The organism is Actinomadura sp. NPDC000600, assembly GCF_040492135.1.
Taxonomy (GTDB): Bacteria; Actinomycetota; Actinomycetes; order Streptosporangiales; family Streptosporangiaceae; genus Spirillospora.
In genome coordinates this window covers 100507-119749 of sequence record NZ_JBEUPD010000006.1, presented here as the reverse complement: position 1 = coordinate 119749, position 19243 = coordinate 100507, and the positions used below count along the sequence as shown (strand labels likewise).

The 19243-nt window shown below is 71.1% G+C and carries 19 protein-coding genes; 9 read left to right on the top strand and 10 right to left on the bottom strand.

The window, feature by feature from the left end:
- Positions 1-333: 333 nt before the first annotated feature.
- The 4 genes from ABWI07_RS11310 to ABWI07_RS11295 form a co-directional block, all read right to left on the bottom strand.
- A complete protein-coding gene (locus tag ABWI07_RS11310; protein ID WP_353818473.1) occupies positions 334-1755 on the bottom strand; it encodes a dihydrolipoamide acetyltransferase family protein in 1422 nt (473 codons plus the stop codon).
- 5 nt (positions 1756-1760) lie between these two features.
- Positions 1761-2738 (bottom strand): alpha-ketoacid dehydrogenase subunit beta, encoded by a 978-nt coding sequence (locus tag ABWI07_RS11305; RefSeq protein ID WP_149260384.1) that lies wholly within the window; start codon positions 2736-2738, stop codon positions 1761-1763.
- Positions 2735-3865, bottom strand: coding sequence for a pyruvate dehydrogenase (acetyl-transferring) E1 component subunit alpha (pdhA, locus tag ABWI07_RS11300; protein ID WP_149260383.1), 1131 nt, complete (start codon positions 3863-3865; stop codon positions 2735-2737). The genes ABWI07_RS11305 and pdhA overlap by 4 nt, the downstream gene beginning before the upstream one ends.
- 244 nt (positions 3866-4109) lie before the next feature.
- Positions 4110-5729, bottom strand: a complete 1620-nt coding sequence (locus tag ABWI07_RS11295; RefSeq protein WP_149260382.1) for a hypothetical protein — start codon at positions 5727-5729, stop codon at positions 4110-4112.
- Positions 5730-5825: 96 nt separating this feature from the next.
- Here ABWI07_RS11295 and purS point away from each other — a divergent pair, with 96 nt between their 5' ends.
- The 4 genes from purS (at position 5826) to purL (ending at position 10912) form a co-directional block, all read left to right on the top strand.
- Positions 5826-6068 carry a phosphoribosylformylglycinamidine synthase subunit PurS gene (gene purS, locus ABWI07_RS11290; protein WP_149260381.1) on the top strand — a complete coding sequence of 81 codons (243 nt, stop codon included), beginning with the start codon at positions 5826-5828 and terminating at the stop codon, positions 6066-6068.
- Positions 6069-6311: 243 nt separating this feature from the next.
- On the top strand, positions 6312-6752 hold the full coding sequence (locus ABWI07_RS11285; RefSeq protein ID WP_235036918.1) for an ATP-binding protein: 441 nt from the start codon (positions 6312-6314) through the stop codon (positions 6750-6752).
- A gap of 102 nt (positions 6753-6854) precedes the next feature.
- The gene (gene purQ, locus ABWI07_RS11280) at positions 6855-7535 is read left to right on the top strand and encodes a phosphoribosylformylglycinamidine synthase subunit PurQ (protein WP_149260379.1); all 681 of its coding nucleotides are present in this window, start codon (positions 6855-6857) and stop codon (positions 7533-7535) included.
- Between the two features lie 1082 nt (positions 7536-8617).
- Positions 8618-10912: a phosphoribosylformylglycinamidine synthase subunit PurL gene (purL, locus tag ABWI07_RS11275; protein WP_502912817.1), complete on the top strand. Its 2295-nt coding sequence runs from the start codon at positions 8618-8620 to the stop codon at positions 10910-10912.
- Positions 10913-10986: 74 nt separating this feature from the next.
- Here purL and ABWI07_RS11270 read toward each other — a convergent pair whose 3' ends face one another.
- The gene (locus tag ABWI07_RS11270; protein ID WP_149260378.1) at positions 10987-11166 is read right to left on the bottom strand and encodes a DUF1737 domain-containing protein; all 180 of its coding nucleotides are present in this window, start codon (positions 11164-11166) and stop codon (positions 10987-10989) included.
- 107 nt (positions 11167-11273) lie between these two features.
- On the opposite strand from ABWI07_RS11270, the gene ABWI07_RS11265 reads away from it, so the two are divergent.
- From ABWI07_RS11265 to ABWI07_RS11255, 3 genes are all read left to right on the top strand, one after another.
- Positions 11274-11576: a hypothetical protein gene (locus tag ABWI07_RS11265; RefSeq protein ID WP_149260377.1), complete on the top strand. Its 303-nt coding sequence runs from the start codon at positions 11274-11276 to the stop codon at positions 11574-11576.
- Positions 11577-11585: 9 nt separating this feature from the next.
- On the top strand, positions 11586-11996 hold the full coding sequence (locus ABWI07_RS11260; RefSeq protein ID WP_353818472.1) for an Imm10 family immunity protein: 411 nt from the start codon (positions 11586-11588) through the stop codon (positions 11994-11996).
- Positions 11997-12077: 81 nt separating this feature from the next.
- Complete coding sequence (locus ABWI07_RS11255; protein ID WP_353818471.1) at positions 12078-12563, top strand: hypothetical protein; 486 nt, start codon at positions 12078-12080, stop codon at positions 12561-12563.
- Between the two features lie 235 nt (positions 12564-12798).
- On the opposite strand, the gene ABWI07_RS11250 is transcribed toward ABWI07_RS11255, so the two are convergent.
- The 4 genes from ABWI07_RS11250 to ABWI07_RS11235 all read right to left on the bottom strand — a co-directional run bounded on the left by ABWI07_RS11250 (position 12799) and on the right by ABWI07_RS11235 (position 17546).
- Positions 12799-13143 (bottom strand): hypothetical protein, encoded by a 345-nt coding sequence (locus ABWI07_RS11250; RefSeq protein WP_353818470.1) that lies wholly within the window; start codon positions 13141-13143, stop codon positions 12799-12801.
- Positions 13144-13180: 37 nt separating this feature from the next.
- Positions 13181-14152, bottom strand: coding sequence for a coiled-coil domain-containing protein (locus ABWI07_RS11245; protein WP_149260371.1), 972 nt, complete (start codon positions 14150-14152; stop codon positions 13181-13183).
- Positions 14153-14303: 151 nt separating this feature from the next.
- Positions 14304-15464 carry a S8 family peptidase gene (locus ABWI07_RS11240; RefSeq protein WP_149260370.1) on the bottom strand — a complete coding sequence of 387 codons (1161 nt, stop codon included), beginning with the start codon at positions 15462-15464 and terminating at the stop codon, positions 14304-14306.
- A gap of 135 nt (positions 15465-15599) precedes the next feature.
- Entirely contained in the window at positions 15600-17546 is a 1947-nt protein-coding gene (locus tag ABWI07_RS11235; RefSeq protein WP_353818469.1) for a serine/threonine protein kinase, read from the bottom strand.
- 128 nt (positions 17547-17674) lie between these two features.
- On the opposite strand from ABWI07_RS11235, the gene ABWI07_RS11230 reads away from it, so the two are divergent.
- Together ABWI07_RS11230 and ABWI07_RS11225 are read left to right on the top strand one after the other, a co-directional pair.
- Positions 17675-18118 carry a sterol carrier family protein gene (locus tag ABWI07_RS11230; protein ID WP_149260368.1) on the top strand — a complete coding sequence of 148 codons (444 nt, stop codon included), beginning with the start codon at positions 17675-17677 and terminating at the stop codon, positions 18116-18118.
- A gap of 110 nt (positions 18119-18228) precedes the next feature.
- Positions 18229-18867: a LamG domain-containing protein gene (locus tag ABWI07_RS11225; protein WP_160160958.1), complete on the top strand. Its 639-nt coding sequence runs from the start codon at positions 18229-18231 to the stop codon at positions 18865-18867.
- On the opposite strand, the gene ABWI07_RS11220 is transcribed toward ABWI07_RS11225, so the two are convergent.
- Complete coding sequence (locus tag ABWI07_RS11220) at positions 18864-19229, bottom strand: hypothetical protein (RefSeq protein WP_149260366.1); 366 nt, start codon at positions 19227-19229, stop codon at positions 18864-18866. The genes ABWI07_RS11225 and ABWI07_RS11220 overlap by 4 nt on opposite strands.
- Positions 19230-19243 lie beyond the last annotated feature (14 nt).

The following is a 19243-nucleotide window of genomic DNA, read 5'->3' as shown; positions in this document are numbered from 1 at the left end:
TCTGGACGTAAAATGATCTAGCGTCCTCGGTATTGATGGTATTCGAGTTCGAGAGGAATGGTATTCGCCGGTGCTCGCCCCGAGGAAGGTGCGCAAGCCGTCGCGCGTGAATTTGGCGATATAGTCGCGATGTCGCTAATACAGTCGCGATGTCACCAATACAGCCGCGATGTCATCAATGCGCGCTTCCGTTGGCCCGGCTCGGCCCCTGCCGCAGCGCGCGTCCGACGGCTTCTGGGGGCGTAGACCGGCCACCCCAGGCGCAAAGCGGACGGTGGCCCAGACAGACGTGGGGGCCGGCCGAAGCCGGCCCCCACGGAACTGCCGAAGCCGTCAGCGGCTCCAGGCGAGCATGCGGATCGGGTCCTCGAGCATGTCCCCGACGTCGCGCAGAACGCGGGAGCCCAGTTCGCCGTCCACGATGCGGTGGTCGAACGAGAGCGCCAGCGTGGTCACCTTGCGGATCGCGAGCTCGCCCTCGTGCACCCACGGCATGTCCCGGACCTGGCCGAACGCCAGGATCGCGGATTCGCCCGGGGTGATGATCGGGGTCCCGGAGTCCACGCCGAACACGCCGACGTTCGTGATCGTGATCGTCCCGTCGGACAGGTCGGCGGGGGACGCCTTGCCCGCGCGCGCCTTCGCCGCCAGCTCGTTCAGGGCCCGCGCGAGGCCCGGCAGGTCGAGGTCCTGCGCGTCCTTGATCTTGGGGACGATGAGGCCGCGATCGGTGGCCGCCGCGATCCCCAGGTTCACGTAGCGCTTGAGGACGATCTCCGCGCCGTTCGGGCCGTCCACCCACGTGGAGTTCACCATCGGGTTGCGCGCCACAGCCGTGAGCAGCGCGCGCGCCACCAGCAGCAGGGGCGACACCTTCACGTCCGCGAACTCGGGCAGCTCGCGGAGCCGCTTGACGGTCTCCATCGTCCGCGTCACGTCCACCTGGAGGAACTCGGTGACGTGCGGAGCGGTGAACGCCGAACCGGACACCGCCGCGGCGGTCGCCTTGCGGACGCCCTTGACGGGGATCCGCTCCTCGCGCGGGCCCGCCTGGACGGTCGGCGCGCCGGCGGGAGACTGGGCCCCGGCCTGCGCGGCGAGGACGTCCTCGCGCGTGATCGAGCCCTGCGGGCCGGAGCCCGTGATGGAGGCGAGGTCCAGCCCGAGGTCCTTGGCCATCTTCCTGACGGGCGGCTTGGCCAGCGGCAGCCCGTTCCCCGAAGGACTCGGGCCGGGCGCCGGCGGCGCCTGCGGGGCGGGCGCGGGTGCCGGTGCCGGGGCTGGGGCGGGCGGAGCCGCGGACGCCGCTGGCGCGGCACCGTTGGCCCCCTTGCGGGGACGGCGCCTGGTCGTCCCCTCCTTCACGCCGTAGCCGACGAGGACGGGCGTGCGCTTCGGCTGCTCCTGCGGCAACACCGTGCCGGGATCGTTGGCCGTGGGGACGCCCTCCTCGCGGAGCGCGGCCGCCTGCGCCGGGGGCTCGGACACCGGCGTCGCCACGCCGCCCTCGCCGCCCGCGTCCACCGCGATGATCGGGACCCCGACGTCCACGGTCTGCCCCTCGGTGACCATCAGCTCGGTCACCACGCCCTCGAACGGGCAGGGCAGCTCCACGATCGCCTTCGCCGTCTCGATCTCGACGATCGTCTGGTTCACCTCGACGGTGTCGCCGGGCTGGACGTGCCACTTGACGATCTCGGCCTCCGTCAGGCCCTCGCCCACATCCGGCAGTTTGAACAGTTTGGGCTGGCTCACCGGCGTCACCACGCGAAGGTCCGGTCGACCGCGTCCAGGATGCGGTCGAGGTCGGGCAGGTAATGGTCCTCGATGCGGGACGGCGGGTACGGGGTGGAGAACCCGCCGACGCGCAGCACCGGCGACTCCAGCCGGTAGAAGCACTTCTCGGTGATCCGGGCGGCCAGCTCGGCGCCGTACCCGTTGAACACCGGCGCCTCGTGGACGACGACGCAGCGCCCGGTCCGGTTCACCGAGTCCGTCACCGCGCCGATGTCGAGCGGGTTCAGCGAGCGCAGGTCGATGACCTCCAGGGACCGCCCCTCCTCCGCGGCGGCCGCGGCGGCCTCCAGGCACGTCTTCACAGACGGTCCGTAGGCCAGCAGCGTCACGTGCTCGCCCGGCCGGACGACCGTCGCCCGGTGCAGCGGCGTCCAGTCGGTGGAGTCGGTGTCGACCTCCGCCTTGTCCCAGTACCGGCGCTTCGGCTCGAAGAAGATCACCGGGTCGGGGGAGGCGATCGACTGCTGGATCATCGAGTAGGCGTCCACCGGGTTCGAGCACGCCACGACGCGCAGCCCGCCGGTGTGCGTGAAGTACGCCTCCGGCGACTCGGAGTGGTGCTCCACCGCGCCGATGCCGCCGCCGCACGGGATCCGGATGACGACCGGCAGCTCCAGCGCGCCGAGCGAGCGCATCCGCATCTTCGCGAGCTGCGTGATGATCTGGTCGGCGGCGGGGAACACGAACCCGTCGAACTGGATCTCCACCACGGGCCGGTAGCCCCGCAGCGCCAGCCCGATCGCGGTCCCGACGATGCCGGACTCGGCGAGCGGGGTGTCGATGACCCGCTCCTCCCCGAAGTCCTTCTGGAGCCCGTCGGTGATGCGGAAGACGCCGCCGAGCTTGCCGACGTCCTCGCCCATGACGAGGACCTTCGGGTCGTTCTCCATGGCCTTGCGCAGGCCCACGTTGAGGGCCTTGCCGAGTGTCAGGGTGCTCACTTCGACTCCTCCTCGAACGACGCGAGGTAGGCGGCGAACTGCTCCTGCTCCTCGGTCATCAGCGGGTGCTCGTCCCCGTACACGTGGTCGAACATCGACAGCGGTCCCGGGTCGGGCAGCGCCAGGCACGCCTCACGCAGCTCCCTGGTGATCTGCTTGGCCTCGTCCTCCACCTTCTGGAAGAACCCCGCGTCCGCCATGTCGCCCCGCACCAGGTACGCCTTGACGCGCTCGATGGGGTCCTTGAGCTTCCACGCCTCCTCCTCGGCCTTCAGCCGGTAGCGCGTGGGGTCGTCGGTCGTGGTGTGGGCGCCCATCCGGTAGGTGTACGCCTCGACGAGGGTGGGGCCCTGGCCCGTCCTCGCGTTCTCCAGGGCCTTCCTGGTGACGGCGAGGCAGGCGAACACGTCGTTGCCGTCCACGCGGACGCCCGGGAAGCCGAATCCCTGCGCCCGCTTGTAGAGCGGGATCCGCGACTGCCGTTCGAGGGGCTCGGAGATGGCCCACTGGTTGTTCTGGCAGAAGAACACGATCGGCGCGTTGAACACCGAGGCGAACACGAAGGATTCGTTCACGTCGCCCTGGGACGTGGCGCCGTCCCCGAAGTAGGCGATCGTGGCGCCCGCCGACGGGGTGCCGAGCACGCCGTCCCGCTGGATGCCCATCGCGTACCCGGTCGCGTGCAGCGTCTGGCTGCCGATCACGACGGTGTACAGGTGGAAGCCGTGCTCCTTCGGGTCCCACCCGCCGTGGTTGATGCCCCGGAACATGCCGAGCAGCTTCAGCGGCTCCACGTCCCGGCACCAGGCGACGCCGTGCTCCCGGTACGTGGGGAACACCATGTCGTTGGCGGTCGCAGCCCGCCCGGAGCCGATCTGCGCGGCCTCCTGCCCGAGCAGCGAAGCCCAGAGGCCGAGCTCGCCCTGCCGGGTGAGCGCCACGGCCTCCTGGTCGATCCGCCGCACGATCACCAGATCGCGGTACAGGCCGCGCACGTCCTCGGCGCTGAGGTCCAGGGGGTAGTCCGGGTGCTCGACCCGCTCGCCCTCGGGGGTGAGCAGCTGGACGAGTTCGGGCTCGGCGACCTTCGGGGTGTCGGGCGCGCCGCGCACGGAGTCGATCGTCATCGATGACACTCCTCGTTCGGGGCCGTCACGCGGGGTCGCCGCGCGTCCGGCCGATGCCAACGGCCCAGCCCCCGGTAAGGGACAAAAGCCGCAATGCCATCGTGGCAGACATCACACCCTGCGACGCAAGTCCCGCCACCGCGATGCGAGTCCTCCACCGGAGGTCGTACCCCGGGCCCTACCCCGTGATCCGGACGTGACGCACCCCACATCCGCGTTCGTAGGGATTTGCAGGGAACGGGGGTTATTCGCGGGAAAGGGCCCGGGTGGCGCCGGCCGCCACCGTCAGACCGAGGACCAGGCCCGCGGCGACGATGAGGTTCGCGATCCACTGGTCGGTGCCCTTCGGGGCGAACTCCACCTCCTGGCCGAGGCTCCCGATGGGCAGGAGGAGGTCGAGCGTGTAGAAGAACGCGTTGAAGTGTGGTTTGTGGCCGGTGTCCAGGACCTCCGGCTTGTTGATGGAGAAGAAGATCGTCCCGAAGGCCAGGAGGCCGACCAGCCAGCTCGCGGCGCGGAACGGGCGGTAGCCGTAGCCGACCAGGACGTCCTGGAGCCAGCCGACGACCTTGCGGGGGAGCCCCTGGGTCTTGCGCCGGTCCCGGGCCTTGGCGAGCAGGACCGAACGGCCGTCGGCGTCCAGGCCGAGGGAGCGGTAGGTCTGGGCGAGGCGCTCGTAGGGCTGCGGAGCATAGCCGTCGGTGTCGCGGCGCAGCCATGCCAGCCGCTCGCGGGCGGTGAGCGGAGGTTCGAGCGTCTCGTACTGGAGGCCGTCGAGCTGGAGGCGCTCCGGCCAGGACGCCGCGTCGTCGCGCAGCAGGTTGATGCGGGCGTAGGACAGGTCCGCCGTCCCCTTGATCGGCTCGGCCGTGCGGAGCAGCAGCTCCTCCGCCTGGAGGCGCTGCAGGCCGAGCGCCGTCCCCTCGTCGTGGAGCAGGCGGGCGTCGCGCAGGCTGAGCTGCCCGGTGACGCGGGCCCCCGAGAAGCTGACGGCGCCGACGGCGGTGAACCCGTCGGAGCAGTAGATGTCGGTCTCCACGCTCAGGTCGTCGGCGTTCAGGGCAGTCCGCTTGGGGGCGGACAGGCGGGCGCCGACGAACGACAGGTAGCCGCCGACGCGGCCGCCGCGGAGCCGGATCTCGCCCTCGGCGCTGAACCCTCCGTCGCAGAACACGTTGGCGGCCACGTCCAGGCGGCTGGCGTACAGGGCGGCGCCGGACGGGTTGTACAGCCGGGCGCCGCGGAAGATCAGCTGGCCGCCGACCCGGGCCCCGGGCAGCCGGACCTCGCCGTTGGCGGTGAACCCCTGGTCGCAGTAGACGTTCGCCTCGACCGAGAGGCGGTCGGCGAGCATCGCGTCCCCGCCCGGGTTGGACAGGTGCACGCCCGACATGTTCAGGATGCCGGTGATGTTCGCCCCGTCCAGCCACAGGCCGCCGTTGATGCGGCTGCCCTCCAGCCACAGGTGGCCGTCCACCCGGGTGCCGGAGGCGATCAGGCCGGGCAGCCGGCAGCGCATCAGGTGGACGCTGTTCATGCTCGCCCAGTACAGGTGCGGGGCCTCGTCGAAGTCGCAGCCGGTGAGCGCCAGCGGGACGCCGACCTCCGCGTGCCCGAGGTTCAGCGAGCCGGTGATGCGGGCGCCGCCGAGCCGCACGGCGGCGACTTGCCCGGGCTCGGCCTCCACCGCGCCGACGAGCAGCGCCACGAGGACCTCGGCCCTGACCGCCCGGTCGTGTCCCCACTGGTCGGCGCGTGTGACGTCGTCGAGCGCCTGGTCGCCGGACGACAGGTCGACGGATTCGCCCTTGGGGAACGCCTCCCACAGGCGGCGCTCCACGGGCGTCAGGTCCTCGATGTTCATCGGCTGGCTCCGGGGGGTGCTGATGGCTCGTGATGGGCCATGGTGCCGTACGCTTCAGGATCGTAAGCAAAAGCGCAGATCAGTGAGGGGGCGACCGTGGCGCGTGTCGTCGTGGACGTCATGCTCAAGCCGGAGATCCTCGACCCGCAGGGGCAGGCGATCGCCCGCAAACTGCCGCAGATGGGGTTCGACGGGGTCGTGGCGGTGCGGCAGGGCAAGCGGTTCGAGGTCGAGCTGGAGGGGGACGCCGACGAGGCGGCCCTGGAGCAGGTCGCCAAGATCGCCGAGACGCTGCTGGCGAACCCGGTGATCGAGAACTACGAGGTTCGCGTTCTCTAGGGGGTTCACGGTCTGTGACCGGCGTCGCCGCGCGGCCTTGACACGGGGGGCGCCCGAAGCCGGCCCGTGACGCCGCCCGTTCCCGGGTGCGACATGGTGCGTTCCAAGTAACGGGCCCGTGACTGTGGCGATTACGGAAGATTCCACCGGGGAAGTGTTAGCTGCGTTGAGTCGTCGAGCACGCTCCGGGACCGGGGGCACGGTCGGGACGCCCGGAGCATGACACGAGGTGTCCGGGTGGATATGAGGTTCTCGCTCGCGTTGCCGCGCGACGCGCTGAGCATCCCGGTGGTCCGGCGGGTGACGGGGGAGGCCCTGCGGGGGCTGGGCGTCTCCGAGGACTGCGTCGACGACCTGCTGGTAGCCATCTCCGAGGCGTGTACGAACGTCGTCAAGCACGCCCGCGCGAACGGCGACTACGAGGTGACCGGGCACGTGGCCGGCGGCACCTGCCTGCTCAAGATCGTGGACTGGGGCCGCGGGCTCCGGGCCGCCCCGCAGGAGCCGGGCGTGCTGAGCGAGTCGGGACGCGGGATCGGCATCATGCGCGCGCTGGTGGACGACCTGGACATCGACTCCACGCCCGACCGGGGCACCGTCGTTCACCTGCGGAAGCGGCTGACCTGGAGCGACGGGGCCCGCGTACGGCGCCTCGACCGCAACCTCATTCCCAACGCCGGGTAGATTGGGACGTGCGCGCGGGGGAATGCGACGCGCATCGGGGTTGATCGGCGGAGGAGATCCCCGACCGTCTCGGCCGCACCTCATTTCGGAGGAACAGAACAGATGGACGCTGCCCGGGTTGGGATCATCACCTTCCCAGGTTCCCTTGACGACAAGGACGCCGCACGCGCGGTGCGGCTGGCCGGCGCCGAGCCGGTCGCCCTCTGGCACGGCGACCACGACCTCCAGGGGGTCGACGCCGTCGTCCTGCCCGGGGGCTTCTCCTACGGGGACTACCTGCGGGCCGGCGCGATCGCCCGGTTCGCGCCGCTGATGACCGAGGTCGTGGCCGCCGCCGGCGACGGCCTGCCGGTCCTCGGCATCTGCAACGGCTTCCAGGTGCTGTGCGAGACGCACCTGCTGCCCGGCGCGCTGCTCCCGAACGCGGGCCTGCACTTCGTCTGCCGCGACCAGCGGCTGCGCGTCGAGAACGCCTCCACCGCCTGGACCGGTGAGTACACCGAGGGCCAGGAACTGGTGATCCCGGTGAAGAACCGGGACGGCCGCTACACCGCCGACCGGGAGACGCTGATCGAACTGGCCGACTCCGGCCGCATCGTCGCCCGCTACCTCGACCTGAACCCGAACGGCTCCCTCGACGACATCGCCGGGATCTGCAACGAGGCCGGCAACGTGGTCGGCCTCATGCCCCACCCCGAGCACGCCGTCGAGTCGCTGACCGGGCCGTCCACCGACGGGCTCGGGTTCTTCACCTCGATCGTCAACAGACTGGTCAACGCATGAGTGAGCAACGGCCCCACGCTTCCGGACGGGGCACCCGAGACGAGGACGAGCCCTCGATGGAGTGGCTCGGCGAGCTCAAGTCCGACGCGGACGACCCGGAGCTCCAGCCCGTCAACCCGGCGGTGACGGAGGGTTTCAAGGCCATCCTCGAAGAGGACCCGCCCGCCCCCCAGGACCCGCCCGCCGAACCGGTCCCCGGGCCCTTCACCGGGCCCATCCCCGTGCTGAACGAGGAGGGGCCGCTCCCGGCTCCTCCGGCGTCCCAGGGGGAGTCCGACCCGGAGTTCGCGCGGGCCCTGGAAGAGGAGCGCTCTGCCGGCGACCCGACGTCCACCGTTGCGGACCCGTCACTCACCGTGCCCGACCTGAGCGCCTTCGCGGCCCCGCCGCCGGCCCGGGGCACGGGCACCGGCCCGCAGCCGACCGTTGGTTCCGGCACAGGCCCGCAGCCGCCGGTCGGCCACGGCACGGGCCCGCAGCCCGCCGTGGGCCATGGCACCGGCCCGCAGCCCGCCGTCGGTTCCGGTACGGGCCCCCAGCCCGCCGTGGGGTACGGCACCGGCCCGCAGCCGGCCGTTCGCCCGGGCACCGGCCCGCAGCCCCTCATCGACCTGAACTCGGGCCCGCTGGCCCAAGGCCCCACCACCGGCCCTCAGCCTCCCGTAGGCCGGGGAACGGGCCCTCAGCCCGCCGTAGGCCCCGGTACGGGCCCGCAGCCCGCCCTGGGGCACGGAACCGGCCCTCAGCCCACCGTCGGACGCGGCACGGGCCCTCAGCCCGCCGTCGGCCCGGGCACCGGCCCGCAGCCCGCCCTCGGGCACGGCACGGGCCCCCTGCCCGCGATCGGACGCGGCACGGGCCCCCTGCCCGCCGTCCGCCCCGGGACGGGCCCGCTGCCGAGGATCGTCCCCGGATCGGGCCCTCAGCCCGTCGTCGGTTCCGGCACCGGCCCGCAGCCGGCGATCGGGCGCGGCACGGGTCCGCAGCCCGCCGTCGGCCACGGCACGGGCCCCCAGCCCGCCGTCGGCCCGGGCACCGGCCCGCAGCCCGCCATCGGTCGGAGCACCGGTCCGCAGCCGGCGATCGCGGCGCCCGCGCACTACGACCAGGGCACGGACACGGTCGCCATCGCCGCCGCGTCTCCCGAGCGTCCGCAGCCGTACGCCGAGCTGGGGATGAACGAGGAGGAGTACCAGCGCGTCCGCCACATCCTGGGACGCCGACCCACGTCGGCCGAGCTGGCGATCTACTCCGTCATGTGGAGCGAGCACTGCTCCTACAAGAGCTCCAAGGTGCACCTGCGCCAGTTCGGCGACAAGGCTCCGAAGACCGACAAGCTCCTAGTCGGCATGGGGGAGAACGCCGGTGTAGTGGACATCGGCCAGGGCTGGGCGGTCACCTTCAAGGTGGAGTCGCACAACCACCCGTCCTACGTCGAGCCGTACCAGGGCGCCGCTACCGGCGTCGGCGGGATCGTCCGCGACATCATGTCGATGGGGGCGCGCCCCATCGCCGTCATGGACTCGCTCCGCTTCGGCCCGGCCGACGCCCCTGACACCCAGCGCGTCCTGCCCGGCGTCGTCGCCGGCGTGGGCGGCTACGGCAACTCGCTCGGCCTGCCCAACATCGGCGGCGAGACCGTCTTCGACGCCTGCTACGAGCAGAACCCGCTCGTGAACGCCCTGTGCGTCGGCGTGATGAAGCACGAGGACATCAAGCGCGCGGTGGCCCCCGGCCCCGGCAACAAGGTGATCCTGTTCGGCGCCCTGACCGGCCCGGACGGCATCGGCGGCGCGTCCGTCCTTGCCTCGGCCACCTTCGACGAGGAGTCGCACCAGAAGCGGCCGTCGGTCCAGGTGGGCGACCCGTTCATGGAGAAGCTGCTCATCGAGTGCTGCCTGGAGCTGTTCCGCGAGGACCTCGTGGTCGGCATCCAGGACCTCGGCGCCGCCGGGGTGTCGTGCGCGACGACGGAGCTGGCCGCGGCCGGCACCGGCGGCATGCACGTCGACCTCGACGCCGTCCCGCTCCGCGACGAGACGCTCCGCCCCGAGGAAATCCTCATGAGCGAGTCGCAGGAGCGCATGATGGCGGTGGTGGAGCCCGCCAAGGTCGAGCGCTTCATGGAGATCTGCGCGCGCTGGGAGATCCCGGCCACCGTGATCGGGACGGTCACCGACACGCGCCGGCTGGTCATGACGTGGCGGGGCGAGACGATCGTCGACATCCCGCCGGTCACCGCGGCCGACGAGGGCCCGGTCTACAACCGCCCGCTGGCGCCCCCGCACGACCTCGGCGCCCTGCAGTCCGACACGCCGGGCCGGTTGACCCGTCCGTCCAACGGCGACGAGCTCCGCCGGACCGTCCTGTGGCTGGCCGGGTCGCCGAACCTCGCCGGCAAGACGTGGGTGACGTCGCAGTACGACCGGTACGTCCTGGGCAACACCGTCATGGCGATGCCCGAGAACGCCGGCGTGGTCCGCATCGACGACGAGTCGGGCCTGGGCATCGCGCTGTCCCTGGACGGCAACGGCCGCTACACCCGGCTCGACCCCTACGCGGGCGCGCAGCTCGCGCTGTCGGAGGCGTTCCGCAACGTCGCCGCGACCGGCGCGCGGCCCCTCGCCGTCACCAACTGCCTGAACTTCGGCTCCCCGGAGGACCCGGGCGTCATGTGGCAGTTCGCCCGCGCCGTCGAGGGCCTCGCCGACGCCTGCCAGTACCTCGGCATCCCGGTGACCGGCGGCAACGTCAGCTTCTACAACCAGACGGGCGACACGCCGATCAACCCGACCCCGGTCATCGGCGTCCTCGGCGTCCACGACGACGTCCGCCGCCGGGTCAACATGTCGCTGGCCACCGACGGCGCCACGATCGCCCTGCTCGGCGAGACGCGCGAGGAGTTCGGCGGCTCGGAATGGGCCCACGTGGTCTACGGCCACCTGGGCGGCCTGCCGCCGCTGGTCGACCTGAAGGCCGAGGCGGCCCTGGCGTCGGTGCTGGTCGCCGCCGTCCGCGACGGCCTGGTCAACGCCGTGCACGACCTCTCCGACGGCGGCCTCTCGCAGACGCTGGTGGAGTCGTGCCTGCGCGGCGGCCTCGGCGCCCGCATCACCCTGCAGGGCGACCCGTTCGTCGCCCTGTTCAGCGAGTCGGTGGCCCGTGCCATGGTCGTCGTCCGCCCGGGCGCCGAGGGCCGCCTGGCGGCCCTGTGCGAGTCGGCGGGCGTCCCGGTCTCCCAGCTCGGCGTGGCGGGCGGCGACGCCCTCCACGTCACCGGCCGCGGTCCCGAAGGCGACCAGCAGGAGCTGTTCAGCATCGGCCTCTCCGAACTCCGCGAGTCCCACGAGCGCATGCTCCCCAGCTACGCCGACTAACGCCAGACGCGAAGGGCGCCCCCACCCCGGGGGCGCCCTTTTCGTATTCTTCGCGGGGACAGGGCGAGCCGCCCCTAGCTCTGGCGACGAATGAGGGCCTGAGCGACGATGACCCGGTCCCCGTTGAACGTGACCGACGGCGAGCCGTGCAGCTCGTACCCCAGGTCAAGCGCCTCACTGACCCGCCAGCAGAACGTCTCGTCGTCCGGCCCGGTAAGCACCCGATACCGCGGAAGCCCTCTCTTTTCACTCATACCAGGAGCCTAGTGCGCCGCACCCCGGCCACCCCGGACCGCCGCGAGCCCGCTCCCTTCCAGCCCAGCCGTGACGCCATGTCGGACGTGCCTGCTGGGATAGGGGAATGAGTGAGTCCCCCCAACTGGTCACGCAGTTGCTCAAGGCAGTGGTCGCGTACTCATGGTTCTTCGAGACCTGCGATGAGTCGAGCGTGGACGACGACACGGCACTCGAACAGCAGGAGCACGCCGGCTACCTCCTGGGCCGGCTATCCGACGCGGATAAGAGGCGCCTCGCTGACGAACTGGCCACCCTGGCGGCGACCGAGACGGACCCGGCGTACCGAGAGTTCGTAGAGACGTTCGCATTCACCATGGGCTTGGTGGAACACAATGAGCGGGGACCCGCCCCACATCAAGACGCCTAAGCTCCTCTCATGGCGTTCACGTTCACCGCTCGCGCTGTCGGAGCGGAAACCTACGAAGACGATGAGTGCTTCATAGCCGGAGTGGCCGAACATGAGGACGGCAGCGGCCGCCAGCTGACCTTCATGTGCAGCCTCTACGAACCCGAGGACCAGGACATCGCCACCGGTATGGACTCCTACTGCCTGGTCACGCCGGGCCAGGGCACGGCCTACGGCGGTGTCAGAGAGGCAGTGCTGAAAGACCGCGTCCTACGAATCGTCGTCGACCCCTCCAACCTGGAAGCGCTGGGCCTGAACGATTCCGAAATCGAGGTGATATTGGACGTCGAGGAAACGCAAATCCGGCAGTTCCGCGAGGGCCTGCGCCGCGTCCTGGCCTATGGACGCCCAAGCGAACGCCCCGCCATCCTGGACCTCTGAGAGCGGCAGCGCGCGCTCCTGTGATGCCCGGGCATGATAGAGGCTTTGCGAAATGCGCCCGCCGGATCCATGCTCTGGCATATGTCCGATCTTTTGTGGGCCGACGTACAGAACTTCTTCGATCCCGAGTTGATGGGAACGCTGCCCGATGTAGTCGTTGAGGAGACCGGCGTCGAAGACTGGCAGACGTTCTTCGACCTGCTGCGCTCAGAGAGCTGGGCGCACGAGTACGCCGTGGATGGGGAACTGCAGCCCCTGCCTGCTGCGAGCGAAGTATTCGCGGAAGGCCGACAGCCCTCTGCCCGAGTGCTGCGGGTGTGGCCTTCGCCGGAAGTGCTGTTGAACTTCTGGCCGTATGACGTGACCAGCATCGACTTCGACATAGATCTCAGGGAGATTCAGGGCCAGGAGCGGCTGGACCTGCTGTGCAGGGTGCTCCGAACTCTCGGCAGACGGTTGAGCAAGCCGGTGGTGATGACTCCGGAGGGCGACCACGGCCATGCGGTGCTCGGTTTCGACGTCGCGAGGGATCGGGTCGTCCGGCTAGCCGATCCTGCGAGTCTGTAGCCGGGGGGCCAGTAGTAGCGACCGCGCCACCGCGGTCGTTTCCGGTCTCTTGTCGCGCCGATAAGCAGGCGGAATGATGACGAGGAGATCAAGGGGGTCGTGCCATGTGGCCTGATCTGCAAGTCGGTCTGCTCGGCTTCGTCGGGGTGGTGGTCGGGTGGGGCGTGTGGGAGTTGCTGAGGTCGTGGCCCACTCAGCGTGGCAGGAAACTCGCCGAGACCTTGGGCGGACGCCGCTACTGCCAGAGGTAGTCATAGCGGGGCGGTGCCGGGGCGACCTGGACTTGGCCGTCTCTGATCTGCCATTCGGTCTGGTGCCCCTCCTCGTGAAAGACGAGAAAGAGCCCGCATACACGGTCGTTGTCCTCGTCGTCGGCGGGGAGGGCGGCGATCTCCCGGACCTGGTCGAGGACTTCGTCGCAGTACTGCGAACGAACGGCTCGGGCGTAGCAGGCTGCGTCGAGCCAGCCGCCTTCCGGGAAGGCCCATCCCGCGGAGTCCCCCCGGCGGATGATGCGCTCGGCTTCGGCTTTCTGCCCGTGGAACTCCAGCCAGCCCCGTATGTAGGCCCAAGTGCTCATGGACCCATGATTGCGGGCCTAATCGGAGCCGGGACGTCTAGAAGACCGAGATGTGGACGTGGTCGTAGTGGTTGGCGGTTACGCCGCCTCGGTTTTCCATGGAGCGCCAGCCGGGGCTGCGGAGGTCGTAGATGCGTTGGCGCCAGATGATGTATTTGATGCCCAGGGCGCTTGCGTGGGCGATGGCGTAGGAGGCGGTGCGGTCGCCCAGGGCCTGGGCGCTGCCGGTGGCCATGACGCCGCCCGTGGTGACCATGAAGTCGCAGGCGTGGCCAGTGCCGTGGTCCTGGGGGTCGCCGGTGTGGCGGACGCAGCCGATGGTCGGGAAGGGGCCCGTCTCCAGGTCGATGGTGTTCTTCACCTTGAGCATGCGCGGGGTGACGCCGCCCATGCCGACGCTCGGGGACTCGGGCTTGTACTTCTTGACCAGGGACTGGATCTGCGACTTGCGCCGCTTCAGGTCCTTGATCTCCTTGTTCAGCTCGACCATCTTCTGCTGGGCCTGCTTGCGGGCCTTCATCTGGTCGTCGACGAGCTTCTGGATCTGGGCGACCTTGCCCGCCTTGTTCTGGGCGAGGTGGCTGACCAGGGTGGCGTTGCTGAGCAGGTCGGAGGGGTTCGCGTCGGCGAGGAAGGTGACGGTGGGGTCCTCGCCGTTCGTCATGTACTGGGACGCGGCGAGCTGCGCGACGACGCTGCGGGCCTCCTGGAGGTCGCGCTGCAGGTCGTTGGACTTGTCCAGCGCCTTCTTCGCGGCGTACTCGGCGTCCTTCAGCTTGGCGAGGTCGCCGCCGTACTCCTTGTCGAGCTGCTCGATCTGGCGGTTCAGCTTCGCGAACTTGCCGCTGTCGCCCGGGTCGAGGGGGAGGGACGCCGGCGGGGCGGCCGCGGACGGTGTCGCGGCGGCGAGCAGGGGCAGCGCGGTGGCGAGGGCCACGAGAGCCGCGGCGGTGTGTCGCCGGCCGCGGCGGCGGTCAGCGTGCCGACGGGTGGAGGCGGGGGTCTCCACGTGTTCTCCTCTCGTCATGGCCGAAGGTCAATGGACGTTAAAGAGCCGTGTGCCTCGCCAAGAGTAAACCCCTGCGAACAGTGGGACGGGGCGAAGGCGCGAGATGCCCGGCCCCCTTGCTGGGGAGCCGGGCAATCCTACGTGACGGGACTCACAGCTTGCCCTTCCAGAGGAGCCGGTTGGGCTGCGAGCGCAGGTTCTTGAGGGTGTGGGTGGAGTTGTCGTTCAGCACCTTCTGCACCGTCGGGAAGGTGGCCTTGGGGTGCGTGGAGAGGTACAGGGCGGCGACACCGCTGACGTAGGGGGCGGCCATGGACGTTCCGCTGAGCGCCTTGTGGCCCCCGCCCGGCCAGGTGGAGTAGATGCCGTAGCCCGGGGCGTTGATGTCGACGCACTTGCCCCAGTTGGAGAACGAGGCGCGGTTGTCGTACTTGGTGGTGGCGCCGACCGCCATGACCCAGCCCGCACCGGCCGGCGAGGTGTTGCACGCGTCGGCGTTCTCGTTGCCGGCGGCGACGGAGGTGAACACCCCCGACTTGGACAGGTTCATCACGGCGGTGTTGAGCGCCGAGGACTTGGGGCCGCCGAGCGACATGTTCGCCACGGCCGGCTTGGCGGCGTGGGTGCGCAGCCAGTTGACGGCGGCGACGACGTCCGACATCGAGCCCTCGCCGTTGCAGTCGAGGACGCGCAGCGCCCGCAGCTTGACCGACTTGGCGGCGCCGTAGGTCTTGGAGCCGATGATGCCCGCGACGTGGGTGCCGTGGCCGTTGCAGTCGCGTCCGTCGCCGTTGAAGGGCGCCGCCCACGCGATCGAGGCGCGGCCGCCGAACTCCTTGTGCCCGACGTCCAGGCCGGTGTCGATGATGTAGGCGTTCACGCCCTTGCCGGACGACTTGTAGGTGTAGGTCTTGGACAGCTTCGCCGACCGCTGGTCGATGCGGTCGAGCCCCCAGGGCAGCGGTGCGCGCTGGGTGGTGCTGGCCTTGACGACCTGGTCCTGCTCGATGGCCGCGACGCGGTGGTCGCGGCGCAGCTTGTTGAGCTGGTCGCCGTTCAGCCGCGCGGCGAAGGCGTTCAGGACGCCGTCGAAGCGCTGGACGCCCGCGGCCTTGACGCTCTTGGCGGCCGTGTCGGTGGACGCTCCGGCCTTCAGCGTGACGATGTACCTGCCGGGCACCGGGGTGCCTTCCGCCGCGGTCACCTTCACCAGGGACGCGGAGTCGTCGGCGAGAACCGGGAACGCCGCGGCGCCGCCGAGGCACGCCGCGACCGTGCCGACGAGCAGCAGCCTTCGGTGGACAGCCCGCAAGGCTCCTCCTTATGCCGGGGAGCGCGCGAGGCGTCCCGCCCATGATCGGTGGTCTCGATCGAGGGGAAACCCTAGCGGAACTGTCCTGATATGAGACGACAAATTGGGCGTATTGCCCGAGGCGGCACGGCCGGATCAGGCCTTGGTGAGCCGCCCGCCGTAGCCGAGGTTCGTTCCGGGCCGCGTCCACGTGTACTGGAGCGTCCCGTCAGGCTGACGGGTCACCTGGACGATCCCGGACGTGCACGGCTTGCCGATGTCCAGGTTCATCCTCAGGGCGCTCTCCGTCCCCCTGGTGAGCCGCAGGGTGCCGACGCAGTTCTCCCGCGGGTACAGGGCGCGCCCGGTCGTCCCGCCGGCCTCGAAGGTGATCTGCACGGGGAAGGAGGCGTTCCGGTTGGTGTTGACCACCGTCCCCGTCCAGGTCCCCGCGAACGATTGCGGAATCGTGGTCACGGGGCGGTTGGCGGAGGAGTTGGTGCTGTCGGACGGCGAGTCGTCGTCGGACTTCAACTGGGGCCAGAGCACCAGGACGATGATGGCGATGCCGACGCCGACGCCGATGGCCAGCGACAGTGCCAGGCCGAGGACGTGGTTGCCGGGTCGCCGCATCTTCGCGATGAGCGACAGGGGCGACCGGTTCGCCGGGGAGCGGTGCCCGTGGCTCTCGCGCCCTTGCCCCAGCCCCGGAATGAGGGGGTTCGGCTCTGTGGGGTTCGGATGGGCGGGCAGGTCGACGGCGTCGAACGTGGCCGTCGGATCGGGACCGACGGCGTCGAACGTCGCAGTCGGGTCGGGACGCAGAGCATCGAACCTCGTGGTCTGCTCCGCGTGGTCGCGTCCGCCCGCCGGGGTCTGCCGCTCGGGCCGGTCCAGGCCGATCGCGTTGAAGGCCGTCGTCGCCTCGAACGCGGCCGGATCCAGCTCGGCCGCGGGCGGCTCGGGCTCCCGCACGGGCTCGGGGCGTGAGCGGCGCGAGCGCGCGAGCTTGCCCAGCAGCGGCAGCGATGGTGACGCCGATTCCGGCGGAGGCCCCGAAGGCGCACCGGCAGGGGGGCTCGGTGGCGGTCCCGAAAGCGGCCCAGGAGGTGCGGCAGGCCCGGGCGTGAACCCGGGCGGCGGAGCGGCGGCTCCCATGGGCCCACCGGGAGCCGCCATGGGAGGACGCGGCGGCGGCACGACCGGCGGCACGTCGTGGTGGATCATCACGCCCGTCGCGAGGGCGCGCCCCTCCTCCACCATCGAGGCCGGCAGGCGCCCCGCGAGCGCACTGCCCTGGCCCAGCAGCCGTTCGAGGATCGTCTTGGCCATCGGACGCTCGGCCGGGTCCTTGGCCAGAGCGGCCGCGACCGTCTCGCGCAGGGAGTCGGGCACGCCCGACACGTCGGCCTCGTCGTAGACGATCCGCTGCATCACCTCGGACGGCGACCCCTCGCCGAACGGCGGCTTGCCCGTGGCGGCGAACAGGACGGTCGACGCCCACGCGAACACGTCCGCGGCAGGGCCGATGCCCATGCCGCTCAACTGCTCAGGGGACTTGTAGGCGGGGTCCTCGGTCATGCTCCCGCGGAAGGCCACGTTCACGGCCTCCATGGCGTGGGCGATGCCGACATCGCTCATCCGGGGACCGTCCCGGCCGAGGAGCACGTTCCCGGGCTTCAGGCCGTGGTGGACGGCGCCCGCGCGGTGGACGGCGGCCAGAGCGACCGCCATGCCGACGGCCACGCGTTCGACGACGACGGGGCCGCGCACGCCCTCCTCGTCCACGAGCTGCTGGAGGGACGGTCCGTCCACCCACTCGCTCACCACGTAGGGACGGTCGCCCTCCATGTCGGCGTGCAGGATCGCCGCCGTGCAGAAGCCGGTCACCTTCCGGGCCGCGGAGAACGCGTCGGCGAACCGCGACCGCGCGACGGGCTCGCCGCTCAGCCGCACGTGCAGGACCTTCACGGCGACGGGCCGGCCGGCCGGGTCCCTGCCGAGGAAGACCGCACCCTGCTCGCCCACGCCGAGCCGTCCCGTGATCTCGAACGAGCCGAGCCTTCCCGGGTCACCCGGCTGCAGGGGCAGCGCCTCGGGCATCTGACGAACCTCCGTCTCATCCGGGGACGGCGTCCCCGGCCTCCCCGTCCTCTGCGCCCCCATGCCTGGCACCGGGTCCTTTCTACCGTCTGCGCGATACCCCGGCGGACCCGGTAGCGTCGTGCGCGATGCGCCGAACACCGCTTTCCCCCGCCGTCCTCAACGAGGAGCGCGCCGCGCTCGGCCTGGCGCCCTACACCGGCGCGGACGAGCCCGCCGAGCTGCGCCGCGCGGCTCTGGACACGGTCCTCGCCGGCATCGAGGCGGGGGGCGCCGAGCCGAGCCGGCCGGTGGTCAGGGGAGCGGTACGGTACCTGCTCGATCGGCTCGCCGAGCTGGCGCCCGGCCGTTCGGTGGAGGTCAGGGTCCCCCCGCACGCCGCCGTTCAGTGCATCGACGGCCCGCACCATACCCGTGGTACGCCGCCGAATGTGGTGGAGATGGACGCCGCCACGTGGATCGCGCTGGCCACCGGCCGCTCCACCTGGGAAGACGCGGCGGCGAACGGACGGGTACGGGCGAGCGGCGCGCGCGCGGACCTGACGCCCTACCTCCCCCTGCCCCTCGACTGACGGTCCGCCCCGCCCGGCGGGTTCTCCTTGACCGGACGTCGCCTCTCGACTGGACGGTGAGCGCGCGCATAGCGTGCGCGGGTAACGCGCGCCTTACCGGAGGTGATCCCGTGTTGATCGCGCACTGGACGTTCGACGCCGGCACCGTGGACGGGCGCCGGGCCGCCGACACCGCCGGCGCCGCCCCCGCGGCCGAGCTGGCGGAGAACGCCGAGATCGTCCCCGGACGGGACGGGGAGGCGCTGGCCCTCCGCGGGCACGACCGGGCGGTGATCCCCGCGGCGCCGCAGCTCGTCCTCAGCCAGATCTTCGGGTTCAGCCTGGCCTTCTTCGTCCGGGTCGACGAGGAGCCCACCGGCGAGTGGCGCAGCCTCCTCTACAAGCCCGTGGCCGAGAACGACGCGCGGGGGCTCGGCCTCTGGCTGTACCCGGACGCGATGAGGCTGCGCGTCCAGTTGTTCACCGTCAAGGGCCCGGACTACGTCGACAGCACGGCCAGGCTGACCGTGGGGCAATGGGCGCACATCGCCTTCGTCGTGGACACCCGGGGCATGACCCTCTACGTCGACGGCGCGCACGACGCGGCCGTCGCGTTGGAACACCCCGTCGTCACCCCGGCCGGGCCCGTCTACCTGGGCAGGGAGCCCACCAAGCCCGGCTTCGGCGGCCTCCTCGACGACCTCCGCTTGTACGCCTCCCCGCTCGGCCAGGAGGCCGTCCGCGCCCTGGCCGACCAACCCGGCGGCTAAGGGGTGGCGCGGGCGAACGGGAACTCGCGTTCGACGCAGCCGCGCCGCGCCAGGTCGTCCGGGTACCGCGCCTGGTCCCCGCACTGGGCCGCCTTGGCGAGCAGCCAGACGAGCGTCCCGGCGCCGAGGAGGAGGGCGACCGCGGAGCAGACCACCCCCACGAGGGCGGGACGCCGGTCCGGGTCGCGCCGGACGAGGGACATCGTCCCCAGGACGAGCCCCACGAGCGCCGGGACCATGCCCGCGAAGCACGCGGTGAGCCCGACCAGACCGACGATTCCGAGCACCTGGGAGGTCCGGGCCAGAGTGCTCCGCACAGGCGGGGCAGGGGGCGAGTAGGTCCGGTACCCGGGCAGCGTCATTGCGTTCCTCCACG